Genomic DNA, 14,408 nt, shown 5'->3' on the forward strand with positions numbered 1-14,408 from the left:
GACGACCCTGCACCGTGCAGCCTTCTCGCGAAGTGCCCGGTGCCGCACCCGGTGCGGCACCGCCTACGGCGCCCCTTGTCAGCCAAACGCGTACCGACTTCGGTACGGTTTGGCAAGCATCGCCCAGTTGTCCGCGCCGCGATCGCCCATGCACAGTTCGAGACGATCCACCCATTCATCGACGGCAACGGCCGCACCGGGCGCGCACTCATCCACACGGTGCTGCACCGGGCCGACGCGTTGCGCAACATCCTCATCCCCATCAGCATGGTCTTCGCCGGCGACACTAACGCCTACATCGCCGGCCTCACCGCGTTCCGCGCCGACCCGCCACAACTCGACGATTGGGTCATCGCCTTCGCGCACGCCACCGAGCGTGCTGCAGACAACGCGGTGCGGCTGTCCGCCGACGTCGCGGCACTCGATGAACGCATGCGCGCCGAACTCATCGCCTACCGCCGAGCCCGAGGCCAAGACCCCGCGGTGCCGCGACGCGGCGCCGTCATCGGACGCATCCTCGACGGGCTCGCGACCGATCCCGTGCTCACGGTCGAGTCAGCCGCCCAGAAGCACCGCGTCTCGAAGACCGCGGCGCACAAGGCCCTGGTCGAACTGGCCGATGCCGGATCCTCGGCCGCACGAAGGACCGGCGCGGGCGGCTCAACTGCTGGAGCGCGCCGGCACCTTGCGCTCGTCGCCCTCACCGAGCGCAGCAACCGCGTGGGGACCGGAGATACGGACCGACGCAGGCCGAAGCAGGGTCCGCCGCTGCCCGAGATCGGCCAGTTCGGCCGGTTGAAGCCGCCCCAGACGACGGACACAGCCTCGCGTGACGGATGCGACATCCGCCCGGTGCTCCCGGTGTCGCCTGATCCGGATGCAGGTGTGACACGGCGTGAGCAGCAACACGTGCGCAGCCGCCTGCTCCTGGGAGCGGGTGCGCACCTGTTGAGCATGAGATCGACTTGCGTACGAGCGACGGAAAGCACCGGGCAGTGTCGTTGTGGCTCGACTCGCCCGGGGCACGATCCGAAGATCGCCCGACAGACGGGAACCCAACAGGAGAATCCCCTGATCAAGCGGCGGGGGCGAATCGCCCCCACCGATGACTCGACCCGCGCCTCACCCAACCCCGCGCGAAACGGAAACCCTGATCACACGGTGGGGCCGAATCGGCCCCACCGCCGACGCAACGGCGCACTTCAACCCCAACCCTGGGCGGGACGCCTCGACGGGAAACCCCTGATCACACGGTGCCGCTGATTCCGCGGCACCGTGCCCGATCGCCAGGCTCGGTGCATCGGTCAGCGGATCAGAGCTCGTCGAGGGATTCAGTGCCCGTGCGCGGCGCCAGCCGCTCCAGCACCTCCGCGGTCACCGGATTCGCCTCCTTGGTGCGCTCGATGTAATGCGCCCTCGTCGTCGCTGCGCTCGTGTGCCCGAGCGCCTCGGCGGCCGCCTGCTCGCCGAGCGAGGTGCTGATGAGCGTCGCGCCGGTCTTGCGGAACGAGTGCGGGCGGATGGCCCGCCCCTCGAGGCCCGCGAGTACGAGGATCTCGCGGAAGGTGCGGCGCACGTTGTGCGGGTAGAACGGGGTTCCGCGCCGCGTGAAGAACAGCAGGTGATCGTCATTCTCGCCCGCGGTCAGCGCGAGCCGACGGCGGATCACCTCTGCGGCGAACGCCGGGATGGCGATCAGCCGGTTCGACTCTGCGGTCTTCGGCGACTCCTGACGGTAGACACCCTGGCCCTTGTGTGTGACGATCGTGCCGCTCACCGTCACGGTTGGCGGGTCCGCGGTCAGGTCGACATCGCAGCGGCGCAGCGCGAGTACCTCGCCGATTCGGGTCGCGCTTCCGAGCATCACCTCGATGAGGTCGCGCACCTGACCGTCGGGCTTCGGCCCGGGCCCGGGCTCCGAGCGCCACTGGCGGGCAGCGACCCTGATCCGCTCGATCTCCTCGAACGTGAGCGCCTTCGGCGGCTGCGACGGCTTCTTCAGCTTCGTCGCCGCGTCGACCGGGTTCCGCTCGGCGGCGCCGTGCCGCACGGCGAAGGCCATCACGAGGTTTAGGAGGGTCTTGGAGTGCTTCGCCCGCGAGTACGACTTCGCTCGCTGCTCGGCGAGGAACCGGTCCACGCGGGTCGCGGTCACCTCGCGCACCGTGAACTCCTGCCACGCCGGCATGACCAGCGTGCGCAACTCGCGCTCGTAGGTGTTCTTCGTGCCGATCGACAGGTCGGGATCGGCCTTCACGCTCTCCAGCCAGCGGCGCGCCAGTTCGCCGAACGGAGAATCGGCGGTCGACCCTGCGCCGCTCGAGCCGACGCTCTCCCGACCGCGCAGCCGGCGCTTGAGCTCCGCGGTCGCGTCGTTCACGCTCGTGCCGGTGGCCAACACCTTGCGCACCCGCCCGTCGTCGTCGCGGAACCGCGTCTGCGCCCGGTACACGCCTGCCGAAACGTGCGTGGTCGTGATCGCCCCGTAAGTGCCGATTTCGAGGCGCGGGCGGCCGGCCACTACCGCTCACCCCCTCGAGCAGCCGGAGACGCAGCTGAAGCCCCGGCAGCGGGTTGAATCTCCTGCAGCGCCTCGAGCCAGTGCCGAACGTCGGTGGCGCGGTACCGAAGCTCCCGTCCGACGCGGATGCCGGCGGGCCCGCGCCGGTCGCAACGCAGGTCGTAGATCGCCTGCACGTTGACGCCGAGGTAGTCGGCGAGTTCACTCGTGGTCAGCAGTGGCTCGAGTCCGAGCGCTGCAGTTCGTTCGGTGTCCATGCACGACAGGTGCACCGAGGCGCACCTGGTGAATGACGAGGCCGATCGAGACGGCCCGAACACCTCTCGCGGGCACCCGCGCGACGCGCCGTTTCGCATTGATAAACGCCGAATAAACGCCGAATCCATGGCAAATCTCCCTCGTGTTGAGGCGAGAAATACCTGGTCAGATCAAAATATGGAGCCGCCTGTGGGAATCGAACCCACGACCTTCTCATTACGAGTGAGACGCTCTGCCGACTGAGCTAAGGCGGCGTGACTGCGGCGCGCGGGGCGCACCGGCTGGCACGAGAATCAATAGTAGCGAAGAAATCGAGCGGAGATGACCACGTCAGCACTTCACGTCGGACGTGGGCACGGTGCCGTCGATGAGGTACGACTCGACGGTGTCGCTGACGCACGCGTTCGACTTGTTGTAGGCGGTGTGGCCCTCGCCGTCGAACGTGACGAGCACGCCGCTCTCGAGCTGGTCGGCGAGCGTGACCGACCACTCGTATGGGGTCGCCGGGTCGCCCGTGGTGCCGACGACCATGATCGGCGCGGCCCCCTCGGCGTGGATCTCGGCGGGCTCGCGTGCGGACTCGTGCGGCCAGCCGGTGCACGTGAGGTCGTCGTAGCTCATGTACGGGCCGAAGGTCGGTGCGGCGGCAGTGATCTCGGCTGCCTCCTCGCGCATGACCTCGACGTCGGACTGGGCGGGGTAGTCGAGGCAGTTGATCGACCGGAACGCCTCGGTCGAGTTGTCGAGGTAGGTGCCGTCGGCCTCGCGCCCGTGGTAGCCGTCGGCGAAGGCGAGCGCCGCATCTGCGTCGCCGAACATGGTGGCGGCGAGCATCTCGCTGAGGTACGGCCACGAGTCGGGGCTGTAGAGCGGGTAGATGATCGCCGTGAACAGCGTGTCGGCGTCGACCCTGCGGCCGTCGCTGCCGCGCAGCGGACTGGCGTCGACCGATGCCAGCAGTCGGCCGAGCTCGTCGACCGATTCGTCGACCGTGCCGCTGAACGGGCATTCACTGCCCGCGAGGCAGTCCTCGAGGTATGCCTCGAACGCGCCCTCGAAACCGACGGCCTGCGCCTTGTTGACCTCGAACGAGCTCGCCGTCGGGTCGAGTGCTCCGTCGAGCACGAGCCGGCCGACCTTCTCGGGGAACTGCTCGGCGTAGGTCGCCCCGAGGAACGTGCCGTACGAGAACCCGAGGTAGTTCAGCTCGTCGTCGCCGAGGACGGCTCGCAGCAGGTCGAGGTCGCGTGCGGCGCTCTCGGTGTCGACGTTGGCGAGCAGGTCGCCGGTCTCGTCGAGGCACGCCTCGCCGAAGGCCGCATTCGCGGCGGCGCGGTGCTCGATCCACTCGTCGCTGCCCCGATCGGCGGGGTTGGTGCCGTAGATGAACTCGTCCATGGCGGCGGCGTCGTAGCAGGCGACGGCCGTCGACCTGTTGACGCCGCGCGGGTCGAACCCGACGACGTCGAAACGCTGCTTGAGCGGCTCGCCGACGGCGAAATCGAGGGAGTCGATCACGAAGTCATAGCCCGAACCGCCGGGTCCGCCGGGGTTGACGAGCAGCGAGCCGATCTTGTCGCCCGTCGCCGAGTGGCGCGAGAGCGCCAGTTCGATCTCGCCGGCCTCGGGGTCGCTCCAGTCGAGCGGCGCCTTCGCGGTGGCGCAGTTCATGCCTTCGCCGCACGGGCTCCACTCGAGCACCTGCGCGTAGAACGGCTCGAGTTCGGGCGCGACCTCTTCGCCGGTGGGTGTCGAGACGGTGTTCTCTTGCGCGAGCAGCGACGGCACGCACCCGCTCAGGGCGAGCAGTGCGACGACCGCTGCGGCGAGCGCCGCGGTCAGCGTGGCGCCGCGCCGGCCCCGCCTGGTCGTTCGCGCTCGGGTGTGCGGTGCGCTCATGCTGCCCCTCGTTCGGTGGTGCGGATCGCGGAGACGAGCATCGCCTCGAGCGCGAGTGCGGGTTGCACGTTGCCCTCGATGCGGGTGCGTGCGGTCTGGATGGCGTCGAGCGTCGCGAGCGTGCGTGCCGACGTGGTGACGGCTGCGGCCCGCCGCAGGTCGGCGAGCAGCTCGCGGTTGATGAGCGGCACGTCGGCGTCGAGCTGGACGAGCAGGATGTCGCGGTAGAGCGACGCGAGGTCGACGAGGATGCGGTCGATGCCGTCGCGCAGGCTGCGCGTGGCACGCCGCTTCTGGTCGTCTTCGAGCGCCTTGAGCTGGGGCCGCAGCGCCGGGGGGACGGCCTGCCCGGGAGCGATGCCGAGCGAGTGCAGCGCGTGCTCGCGCTCTTCGGCGTCGCGGAGTTCGGTGATCGCCTTGGCGTCATCGCCGGCGATCTCGAGGAACCGGGCCGCGGTCGACACCGCGGTCGCGGCCGAGCGCACGCGCAGCGCGAGTTCGAGGGTCTCGGCACGCCGTGCCCGCGCCTCGTCGTTGGTGGCGAGCCGGTGCGCCATGCCGATATGGCTCTGCGCCTGACGCGCGGCACGCTCGGCGAGGTCGGCGTCGACCCCGTCACGGCGCTCGAGCAGCCCCGCGACGTCGGCGATGCTCGGTACCTGCAGCCGCACCGAACGCACGCGCGAACGAATGGTCGGGATCAGGTCGGCCTCGCTCGGCGCGCACAGCAGCCACACCGTGCGCTCGGGCGGCTCTTCGAGTTCTTTCAGCAGCACGTTCGAGGTCTGCTCGGTCATGCGGTCGGCGTCTTCGACGACGATGACCCGGTGCCGGCCGACCGACGGCGAGTAGTGCGAGCGCTTGACGATGTCGCGCACGTCGGCGACCTTGATGATGACGCCCTCGGTGGCGAGCACCTGCAGGTCGGGGTGGCTGCGGGCCTCGACCTGGATGCGGGTCGGCTCGTCGCCGTCGGGCCGGCCCGAGATGAGCGCGGTCGCGAACGCGTAGGCGAGGTTCGATCGCCCCGACCCGGGCGGGCCGGTGATGAGCCACGAGTGCGTCATCTGCTGGGCGCCCGATGCCGATGCCGAGCCGGATGACCCGCCTCGCGCCGCGCTCGCGGCCTCGGCCGCCGCGCGGAACACCGCGATGGCGGTGTCTTGCCCGGTCAGCTCACTCCATACGCTCACGTGAGAACGCTACCTTCCGCTCCCGACAGGCAACCGAGAATCCTGCGCCCGGCACATGGCGATCATGCGCACCCGATCCCCGGCACTCAGAGCAACCCGGCGACGCGCGCACGGACGACCGCGGCGATCTCATCGACCGGCGCGGCCGCGTCGACGACCAGGAACCGCTCGGGCTCGGCCTCGGCGAGCGCGAGATAGGCGCTGCGCACGCGATCGTGGAACTCGGATGCCTCGGCCTCGAGCCGGTCGTAGCGGGTGCGTGCCCCGTCGAGACGCTCACGGGCGGCCTCGGCATCGAGGTCGAGCAGGATCGTGAGGTCGGGCGCCAGCGCGCCCGTCGCCCATTCCGAGATGCCCCGCACCTCGGCGGGGTCGAGCACGCGCCCCGCGCCCTGGTAGGCCACCGACGAATCGATGTAGCGGTCCTGGATGACGACGTCGCCGCGCTCGAGCGCGGGCCGCACGACGGTCGCCACATGGTGGGCGCGGTCGGCGGCGTAGAGCAGGGCCTCGGCGCGCGGCGCGATGTCGCCGCGGTGGTGCAGGACGATCTCGCGCACCTCGACGCCGACGTCGGTGCCGCCCGGCTCGCGGGTGCGCACGACCTCACGGCCCTGCCCGGCGAGCCATTCGCCGAGCAGCGACGCCTGCGTCGTCTTGCCCGAGCCGTCACCGCCCTCGAGGGTGATGAAGAGGCCCGTCGCGCTCACTTCTTCGTCGCCGTCTTGCGGGTCGTGGTCTTCTTGGCCGGCGCCTTCTTGGCGCGCGGGGCCGCGGGTCCCTTGTCGCGCTTGATCTGCAGCAGCTCGACGGCGCGCTCGAACGTGATCTCCTCGACCGACTCGGCGCGGGGAATGGTCGCGTTCGTCGTGCCGTCGGTGACGTACGGCCCGAAACGGCCGTCCTTCACCGTGATCGGCTTGCCGCTCACGGGGTCGTTGTCGAACTCCTTGAGGGCGCTCGACGCACGTCGCGCGCCGTACTTCGGCTGCGCGAACAACTCGAGCGCTCCGGCCAGGTCGATATCGAAGATCGCGTCTTCGCTGGGCAGCGTGCGCGTGTCGGCGTCCTTCTTCAGGTAGGGCCCGTAACGGCCGTTCTGCGCGGTGATCTCGACGCCCGACTCGGGGTCGGCGCCCACGGTGCGCGGCAGGTCGAGCAGCTTCAGCGCGGTGTCGAGGTCGACCTCTTCGATCACCATGCTCTTGAAGAGCGATGCGGTGCGCGGCTTCACGGCCGCGGGCTTCTTCGCGCCGCGCTTGGGCTTCGCGGGCGCGTCGGTCACCTCACCGGTCGACGGGTCGACGGATGTCGCGGCATCCGCTTCGGGCTCGGGCTCGAGCTCGGTGACGTACGGTCCGAACCGGCCGTCCTTCACGACGATCTGCTTGCCGTTGGCGGGGTTCTCGCCGAGCACGCGGTCGCCCTGCACGGGTGCCTCGATGAGCTCACGGGCCTTCGCCTCGGTGAGCTCGTCGGGAGCGAGGTCTTCGGGCAGGTTCACCCGGCGCGGGGGCGCCTCGGTTCCGTCGGCTGCACCGGCAGCGGCAGCGGTGTCGACGGTCTCGAGGTAGGGCCCGTACTTGCCGATGCGCAGCGTGATGTCGGGGGCGATCACGACCGAGTTGATCTCGCGAGCGTCGATGTCGCCGAGGTTGTCGACCACCTGGCGGAGGCCACGGTGCTGGTCTGAGCCGAAGTAGAAGCCGTTCAGCCAGTCGACACGGTCGGCTTCGCCCGCCGCGATGCGGTCGAGGTCGTCCTCCATCTCTGCGGTGAAGTCGTACTCCACGAGGTCGCCGAAGTGCTCTTCGAGCAGCCGCACCACCGAGAACGCGATCCAGCTGGGCACGAGCGCCTGGCCGCGGCGGGTGACGTATCCGCGGTCGATGATCGTGGAGATGATCGACGCGAACGTCGAAGGCCGGCCGATGCCGAGCTCTTCGAGCCGCTTCACGAGGCTCGCCTCGGTGTACCGCGGCAGCGGGCTCGTCTGGTGGCCCTTCACCTCGAGCTCGTCGAGCCCGATCTGCTCGCCCTCCTTGAGCGGAGGCAGCTTCGCCTCACCCGAAGCGTCGTCGGCGTTGCGCTCCTCGTCGCGTCCCTCTTCATAGGCCGAGCGATAGCCGGGGAACGTGATCACGGTGCCGCTCGCCGTGAACTCGGCGATCGTGTTCGCGACGGGCGCGGTGGCGCCCTCGGGCGCCGGGGCATCCGCTCGCGTCGGACCGACCTCGATCGTGACCGTCGCGGTCTGGCCCTTCGCGTCGGCCATCTGCGACGCGACCGTGCGCTTCCAGATGAGGTCGTAGAGGGCGTGCTCGCTGCCGCGCAGGGCGCTCTGCAGCTCGGAGGGAGTGCGGAACACCTCGCCCGACGGGCGGATGGCCTCGTGCGCCTCCTGCGCGTTCTTCGACTTGCCCACGTACACGCGGGGCTTGTCGGGCACCGAGTCGGCGCCGTAGAGCTTGGTCGCCTGGGTGCGGGCGGCGTTGACCGCCTGTTGCGACAGCGCCACCGAGTCGGTGCGCATATAGGTGATGTAGCCGTTCTCGTAGAGCGACTGGGCGACGCGCATGGTGTCGCGGGCCGAGAGACGCAGCTTGCGCCCGGCCTCCTGCTGCAGCGTCGACGTCGTGAACGGCGCCGAGGGCTTGCGCGACCACGGCTTCGTCTCGAGCTTCGTGACGGTGCGGCGCACGTTGTCGGCCCGCAGCGCGTCGGCGAGCGCGCGCACGGTCGGCTCGTCGAGCACGACCGCCTTGCCCTTCAGCCTGCCGAGGTCGTCGAAGTTGCTGCCGTTGGCGACCTTCTCGCCGCCGACGCGCACGAGCTTCGCCTGGAACGACGAACCGGATGCCTCGGGCGCGAACCTGCCCAGGAGGTCCCAGTACCCGGCCGAGACGAACGCGAGTCGCTCACGCTCGCGGTCGACCACGAGGCGCGTCGCCGCCGACTGCACGCGACCGGCCGAGAGGCCCGGGCCGACCTTGCGCCAGAGCACCGGCGAGACCTCGTAGCCGTAGAGGCGGTCGAGGATGCGGCGGGTCTCCTGCGCATCGACGAGCGCGGTGTCGAGCTCGCGTGTGTTGTCTTTGGCGGCCTGGATCGCGTCTTTCGTGATCTCGTGGAAGACCATGCGGCGCACGGGGACCTTGGGCTTCAGCTCCTGCAGCAGGTGCCACGCGATGGCCTCGCCCTCGCGGTCCTCATCGGTGGCGAGCAGGAGTTCGTCGGCGTTCTTCAGCGCGCGCTTGAGTTCGGCGACGGTCTTCTTCTTGGAGTCCGAGACCACGTAGTACGGCTCGAAGCCGTTGTCGACGTCGACCGAGAACTTGCCGAGCGGGCCCTTCTTGAGCTCTGCGGGCAGGTTCTTCGGCTCGATCAGGTCACGGATGTGGCCGACCGACGACAGCACCTCGTAGCCGTCGCCCAGGTATTGGGCGATCGACTTCATCTTGGTCGGCGACTCGACGATGACCAGCTTCTTCACGTCTGCCACCAGACTCCTTGTAGTACTTCATGAGATGAGAACGCACATTGTAGCCGCGCCCCCAGCGGTGTGCCATTGTCGGCGGAACACTCGGCCGACAGCCACACGATACACACCATTGCGGGGAGTGCACCCACGCCGACCCCCGGATGGGGACGGCGCACCGGCACTGAAGACCCCTTGCACTTCGCGCACGGCGGAGGAAGATTGGCCCTATGGAAACGTCATCGACTGCCTCGTACACGGCCAAGCTGATCGACGGACCGCTCGAGGGGAAGACCGTCGCGACGGCGTTCCTCGACTCGGGCGACCCCCGTCCGCGACTCGAGCTGAACGCCGACGCCGGCAAGCGCTACGTCTACGCACGTGCCGCGGGTCTCGAGTTCGACTCCCCCGGCGACGACCGCCCCTCGGCGGTCTCCTACCGATTCATCGAGACCGTCTTCGACTGAACCTCGTCGTCGAGCAGCACGCGAAGCGCCGGTCGAGCAGCACGCGAAGCGCCGGTCGAGCAGCACGCGAAGCGCGCGGAACGAGACCTTCACCCACGCCGGCACGCCCCGGACGGCGAGGTGCGCGTCGATCGGCTGCCGAGTGTTGGCGCCGCACGTCGTGACCGCGCGCATGAGGTCGCGCAGGCGCCGGCTCAGCGCGCGGCTCAGCTCGCCAGGCGGTGCGGGGCGCCGTCGACCGGCTTCCCGGTCGACCTGCGCACGACGAGTTCCGCGGGCAGCATCGCCGGCCGGCCGGCCGGCGCGACCCGCGTGCCGAGCAGCATCTGCACGGCGAACCGGCCGAGGATGCGGTGCGGCACCGCGACCGTCGTGAGCACGGGATCGCCGAAGCGCGGGTCGAAGCTGTCGTCGAACCCGATGACGCTGACATCGTCGGGCGCCCGGATGCCCCGTGCCGCGAGTTCCTCGATGAATCCCATCGCCATCGGGTCGTTGTAGGCGACCACGCCGGTCGTCGGTCGGGCCAGGTAGTGCTCCACAGCGCTGCCACCGCCCTCGGCGGTCGGTGCGAACGGTCCGAGTCGACGCACGCGCAGCCCGTGATCGGTTGCGGCCTCGGCGATCGACCGCCAGCGCATGCTGTCGGCCCACGACGCTTCGGGCCCTGCCAGGTACGTGAGCGTGCGATGGCCCAGCCGCGAGAGGTGCTCGACCGCGAGGTGCATGCCGCGCGCGTTGTCGGTGACGGCACTCGGCACGTCGGGCATCGGGCGATTGAGCACGACGAGGGCGCGCTGGCGTGCGACCGCGCGGATCGAACCCTCGCGCATGCGCGACGCTGCGAGCACGATGCCGTCGACGAACGGCACCACCCGCCCGACCGCCTCGCGTTCGTCGTCGAGCGACTCCTGGGCGTCGATGACGAGCACGGTGTTGCGGTGCATGCTCGCCTCGTGGCGCGCGCCCTGGACGATGTCGAGGAAGAACGGGTTCGTGAGATCGGCGACGACGACGGCGAGCATCCCGGTCTTCGTCGTCGGTGTGAACCGCGGGTGGGGCACATGGTGGTACTCGAGTTCGTCGGCAACCCGGCGGATGCGATCGGCGGTCGCCGCACTGACCCGCCCGGGCTTCGAGAAGGTACGCGACACCGTCGAGGGCGACACCTTGCTGGCCTTCGCGACGTCGTAGATCGTCGGGCGACGTGCGTCGGAATCACCGAGTACCTCGTCGTGACTCATAGCTGAACGATAGCCAGCCGGCACCCCTCCGGCAATCGGTTGCAACGGATTCCCACCGGATGTCAACCCTCCCATCCGGGTGGCCCGGCTCGAGCGCGGGCGACGACGGCGAAGCCGAAGATCGTCGACTGTGCGGTGACGGATGCCACGGGCCCGTCGACCTCGCAACCCGTGAGGGTCGCACCGTTGCGGGCGGCGACGCTCGCGGCGAGGTCGCACGGAACCCCGGGCACCGCACCCGAGGTGGCATCCGCCGCGGCGAGCGCGGCGGCGTCTGCGGCGTTCGCGACGCGTTGCGTCGCGACGAGCACGCCGAGCGTGGGCGCGAGCAATGCTGCCAGGGCCACGATCGCTCCCACGAGCCCGAGCGCCACGACCGTCGCCGCACCCGAGTCGTCGCCGATCGCACGCCGCCGCCACGCCGAGGCGCGGTCGCGCCACGCGAGCCGGCACCGCCCCGCCGGGCGGCGCATCAGCGGCCGCCCGAGACGGCGCACGACTCCGCTCGCAGCGGCACCGCCGCGAGCACGCCCGATCCCGAAGCAGTGAGCGTGGCGCAGACGAACGGCTCGTCGACCGAGACCTGCAGCACCGCCCCACCAGCCACCCGATCGGCGATCGCCGCAGCCTCACCCGCCGACTCGCCGCGGCCGAGGGCGCGCGCGGCGTCGGCAGCGGCATCCGTCAGCCGAACCTGCTGGGCGGCGAGCTGCACCGACCCCAGGCAGGCCGCCAGCACGAGGGCGATCGCGGGCAGCGCGACCGCGAACTCCGCGGTCACGCTGCCCCGTTCGCCGTCAGCCGACCGTGAGCGCATTCCGCACGAGCTCGGTGAGGATCTCGCGCACCTCGTCGCCGCGCAGGATGATGACGAGGAGCCCGGCGAATCCGACGGCGGCCATGGTCGCGACGGCGTACTCGGCGGTCGCCGCGCCGCGTTCGCCGGCGAGTCGGCGCGAGACCGCGCGGGTGACGACGGCGAGCCGCCCGCGGCCGGAGGTGCGCTGGGCGGTGGAGGTGTCGTGCATGGTGACCTGCTTTCGTGTGGTGCCGGCGAGCCGGCAGGAGGATGGCACGAGCCTGAGTTCGTCACACGGCACCACCGAGTGTGCCCGAGATGACGGAGATCATGAGCGGGGCGACGCCGAGCAGGACGAACGCCGGCAGCACGCAGACGCCGAGCGGAAGCATCAGCCGCACGCCGAGCGCCGCAGCACGGGCGGCGCCGTCGGCACGGGCGGCGCGACGCACGCGGAACGCCTCGGCCTTCAGCAGCTCGGCCACCGGCGCGCCCGCCCGCGCCGAGAGCTCGATCACCGCCTCGACCTGCCCGCCGTCGCCGACGTGCGGCAGGTACTCGCGCATGACGCGACGGGCGAGGTCGCGCGCCCGCTCGATCGAGGTTCCGCTCGACATCGCGATCGCGAGCAGTTCGAGCTCGAGCCCGGCGTCGGCCCTCGACTGCGACGCCGTGCGGGCCAGCCGCCGGTTCCAGCGCTGCCCGCCCCAGAGGAACAGGGCGCCCACCGCGAGGCATGCAAGGCCGAGCGGGTTGCCGAACAGCACCCCGACGGTGTCGAAGCCGAGCGCGGCGCCGAACAGCACGGCGATCGCCGGGAGTGCCATGACGAGTCGCGCGCTCGCCGCCGGCCCGGCGAGCGCGGCACCGACCTCGCGGCGCAGCTGTGCCTCGTCGCGCAGCACGGTGGCGAGGCTCCTGAGGCTCACGGCGAGCGGGGCGCCCGACTCGGCTGCGACCGTCCATGCTGCTGCGAGCACCGGCCACGCCGAGGAGGCGTCGGCCTGGCCGCGGCTCGTGGCGACGATGACGGCGCCGACCGGTTCGCCGATCGCGGCCGCCTGAGCCGCCGCAGCGAGCACGGCCGCATCGGCCGACGCTGCAGTCTGGCCCGTGTGGGCACCAACCCGGGTTCGGCGGACTTCTGGGGAATCGGAGGACGCGCGAGGGTCTGGTTGTCCTCCCAGAGCCAGGATGTCCTCCGAACCCGGTTCGCCGGCGGGTTGCAGGTGCCGCCACACGTTCGATGCGGGCACCCCGGCGGCGAGCAGCACGGCCACGCGCTCGGTGATGCTCGCGATCGCGTCGACCTCGGCGGCAGGGTCGGGCCGCCGTCGCCACGCGCGAAGCCGTTCGACGAGCGCCGCCACTCCCCCACCCGCCTGCCGCCGGTTCACAGCGCCTCGATGCCGAGTCGGTCGCCGCGCTGCTCGAACCGGCCGAGCTGCGCGAGCCGCCGCGTGCCCGCGACCCGCTCGAGATGCAGCACGAGGTCGAACGCGCTCACCGTCTGACGGGCGACCGCGTCGGGCGAGAGCCCGGCCGTGGCCCCGAGCGCCTCGAGCCTGGCCGGGACATCCGCCAGCGAATTCGCGTGCAGGGTGCCGGCGCCGCCGTCGTGACCCGTGTTCAGCGCGGCGAGCAGTTCGCGCAGCTCGGCCCCGCGGCACTCGCCCACGACGAGCCGGTCGGGCCGCATGCGCAACGCCTCGCGCAGCAGCGCGTCGAGCCCGACGCGACCCGTGCCCTCGAGGTTCGCCTGCCGCGCCTCGAGGGCGACGACGTGCGGATGCGCGATCTGCAGCTCGGCGACGTCTTCGATGACGACGATGCGCTCGCGCTCGGGCGCCTCGCCGAGCAAGGCGGCGAGCAGGGTGGTCTTGCCGGTGCCGCCGGCCCCCGTGACGAGCACGTTCTCGCGTGCGGCGACCGCCTCGCCGAGGCGTTGCTGCTGCGTCGCCGCGAGCATGCCGGCGCGCGCGAGCGCGGCGAGCGAGAATCCGGCTGTGCGCGGAATGCGCACCGAGATGAGGGTTCCGGTCGCCGAGACCGGCGGCAGCACCACATGCACGCGGATGCCCCGGCCCAGGCGCACATCGACGGCGGGGGTCGCCTCGTCGACGTGCCGGCCGCCGCGTGCGATGAGCCGCACCGCGAGCGCGCGCACCTCGGCTTCGTCGGCGAACCAGCCCGGTTCGTGGCGGGCGCCGGCGCCGCGATCGACCCAGAGTCCGTGCTCGCCGTTGACGAACAAGTCGGTGACAGGCCCGGCCGCGGCGAACGGCTCGAGCGGCCCGAGCACCGAGAGGTCGACCGGTATCGCGGCGGGCGGCTCGACGACGGGCGTCTCGGCCGCCGCATCGCCGTCACTCGGGGCGACGGCCGGATCTGACCGAACCGTGCCCCATGACGGGCGTGCCACGAAGGGGATGCTCATGCCGTGAGCGTAGGAAATCAGCTCGGCCCCGGGTCATCCGATCGCCCGCACATAGGGAAAGAGCCTCCACCACGCCGTTGTGGAGGAGGACTCAACCCGCTGCGCTCACGCG

At 70.9% G+C, this 14,408-nt stretch carries 14 protein-coding genes and 1 tRNA gene; 2 read left to right on the forward strand and 13 right to left on the reverse strand.

The window, feature by feature from the left end:
• Window positions 1-39: 39 nt before the first annotated feature.
• On the forward strand, window positions 40-1,263 hold the full coding sequence (locus LSF15_RS19145) for a Fic family protein (RefSeq protein WP_372459882.1): 1,224 nt from the start codon (window positions 40-42) through the stop codon (window positions 1,261-1,263).
• 49 nt (window positions 1,264-1,312) lie between these two features.
• Here the strand turns inward: LSF15_RS19145 and LSF15_RS18970 are convergent, their stop codons facing one another.
• From LSF15_RS18970 to topA, 7 genes are all read right to left on the reverse strand, one after another.
• A complete protein-coding gene (locus LSF15_RS18970; protein WP_232496917.1) occupies window positions 1,313-2,521 on the reverse strand; it encodes a tyrosine-type recombinase/integrase in 1,209 nt (402 codons plus the stop codon).
• On the reverse strand, window positions 2,521-2,778 hold the full coding sequence (locus tag LSF15_RS02415) for a helix-turn-helix transcriptional regulator (RefSeq protein WP_232496918.1): 258 nt from the start codon (window positions 2,776-2,778) through the stop codon (window positions 2,521-2,523). Before LSF15_RS02415 ends, LSF15_RS18970 begins: the two co-directional genes overlap by 1 nt.
• A gap of 179 nt (window positions 2,779-2,957) precedes the next feature.
• Window positions 2,958-3,033: transfer RNA gene (locus LSF15_RS02420), tRNA-Thr, on the reverse strand.
• A 76-nt stretch (window positions 3,034-3,109) separates the two neighbouring features.
• On the reverse strand, window positions 3,110-4,678 hold the full coding sequence (locus tag LSF15_RS02425) for an alpha/beta hydrolase (RefSeq protein WP_232496919.1): 1,569 nt from the start codon (window positions 4,676-4,678) through the stop codon (window positions 3,110-3,112).
• A complete protein-coding gene (locus LSF15_RS02430) occupies window positions 4,675-5,871 on the reverse strand; it encodes a DNA polymerase III subunit delta' (protein ID WP_232496920.1) in 1,197 nt (398 codons plus the stop codon). The genes LSF15_RS02425 and LSF15_RS02430 overlap by 4 nt, the downstream gene beginning before the upstream one ends.
• An 86-nt stretch (window positions 5,872-5,957) precedes the next feature.
• Window positions 5,958-6,581, reverse strand: coding sequence for a dTMP kinase (gene tmk, locus LSF15_RS02435; RefSeq protein WP_232496921.1), 624 nt, complete (start codon window positions 6,579-6,581; stop codon window positions 5,958-5,960).
• On the reverse strand, window positions 6,578-9,373 hold the full coding sequence (gene topA / locus LSF15_RS02440) for a type I DNA topoisomerase (RefSeq protein ID WP_232496922.1): 2,796 nt from the start codon (window positions 9,371-9,373) through the stop codon (window positions 6,578-6,580). The genes tmk and topA overlap by 4 nt, the downstream gene beginning before the upstream one ends.
• Before the next feature lie 206 nt (window positions 9,374-9,579).
• Between topA and LSF15_RS02445 the strand changes: the two genes are divergently transcribed.
• Window positions 9,580-9,816 (forward strand): hypothetical protein, encoded by a 237-nt coding sequence (locus LSF15_RS02445; RefSeq protein ID WP_232496923.1) that lies wholly within the window; start codon window positions 9,580-9,582, stop codon window positions 9,814-9,816.
• A gap of 206 nt (window positions 9,817-10,022) precedes the next feature.
• Here LSF15_RS02445 and LSF15_RS02450 read toward each other — a convergent pair whose 3' ends face one another.
• From LSF15_RS02450 to LSF15_RS02475, 6 genes are all read right to left on the reverse strand, one after another.
• Window positions 10,023-11,060: a LacI family DNA-binding transcriptional regulator gene (locus LSF15_RS02450; RefSeq protein WP_232496924.1), complete on the reverse strand. Its 1,038-nt coding sequence runs from the start codon at window positions 11,058-11,060 to the stop codon at window positions 10,023-10,025.
• 62 nt (window positions 11,061-11,122) lie between these two features.
• Window positions 11,123-11,533: an Rv3654c family TadE-like protein gene (locus tag LSF15_RS02455; protein WP_232496925.1), complete on the reverse strand. Its 411-nt coding sequence runs from the start codon at window positions 11,531-11,533 to the stop codon at window positions 11,123-11,125.
• Complete coding sequence (locus LSF15_RS02460) at window positions 11,533-11,841, reverse strand: TadE family type IV pilus minor pilin (protein WP_232496926.1); 309 nt, start codon at window positions 11,839-11,841, stop codon at window positions 11,533-11,535. The genes LSF15_RS02455 and LSF15_RS02460 overlap by 1 nt, the downstream gene beginning before the upstream one ends.
• A 16-nt stretch (window positions 11,842-11,857) precedes the next feature.
• On the reverse strand, window positions 11,858-12,088 hold the full coding sequence (locus tag LSF15_RS02465) for a DUF4244 domain-containing protein (RefSeq protein WP_232496927.1): 231 nt from the start codon (window positions 12,086-12,088) through the stop codon (window positions 11,858-11,860).
• Window positions 12,089-12,149: 61 nt separating this feature from the next.
• Window positions 12,150-13,256 carry a type II secretion system F family protein gene (locus LSF15_RS02470; RefSeq protein WP_232496928.1) on the reverse strand — a complete coding sequence of 369 codons (1,107 nt, stop codon included), beginning with the start codon at window positions 13,254-13,256 and terminating at the stop codon, window positions 12,150-12,152.
• The gene (locus tag LSF15_RS02475) at window positions 13,253-14,296 is read right to left on the reverse strand and encodes a TadA family conjugal transfer-associated ATPase (protein WP_232496929.1); all 1,044 of its coding nucleotides are present in this window, start codon (window positions 14,294-14,296) and stop codon (window positions 13,253-13,255) included. Before LSF15_RS02475 ends, LSF15_RS02470 begins: the two co-directional genes overlap by 4 nt.
• Between the last annotated feature and the right edge of the window lie 112 nt (window positions 14,297-14,408).

It is taken from the genome of Agromyces humatus (assembly GCF_021228295.1).
Classification (GTDB): Bacteria; Actinomycetota; Actinomycetes; order Actinomycetales; family Microbacteriaceae; genus Agromyces; species Agromyces humatus.

Excerpts from the sequence above, each read along its gene's own strand:
- LSF15_RS02415 (WP_232496918.1), bottom strand. The coding sequence starts at position 2,778 with ATGGACACCGAACGAACTGCAGCGCTCGGACTCGAGCCACTGCTGACC.
- LSF15_RS02425 (WP_232496919.1), bottom strand. The coding sequence starts at position 4,678 with ATGAGCGCACCGCACACCCGAGCGCGAACGACCAGGCGGGGCCGGCGC.
- LSF15_RS02445 (WP_232496923.1), top strand. The coding sequence starts at position 9,580 with ATGGAAACGTCATCGACTGCCTCGTACACGGCCAAGCTGATCGACGGA.
- LSF15_RS02450 (WP_232496924.1), bottom strand. The coding sequence starts at position 11,060 with ATGAGTCACGACGAGGTACTCGGTGATTCCGACGCACGTCGCCCGACG.
- LSF15_RS02455 (WP_232496925.1), bottom strand. The coding sequence starts at position 11,533 with ATGCGCCGCCCGGCGGGGCGGTGCCGGCTCGCGTGGCGCGACCGCGCC.
- LSF15_RS02465 (WP_232496927.1), bottom strand. The coding sequence starts at position 12,088 with ATGCACGACACCTCCACCGCCCAGCGCACCTCCGGCCGCGGGCGGCTC.
- LSF15_RS02475 (WP_232496929.1), bottom strand. The coding sequence starts at position 14,296 with ATGAGCATCCCCTTCGTGGCACGCCCGTCATGGGGCACGGTTCGGTCA.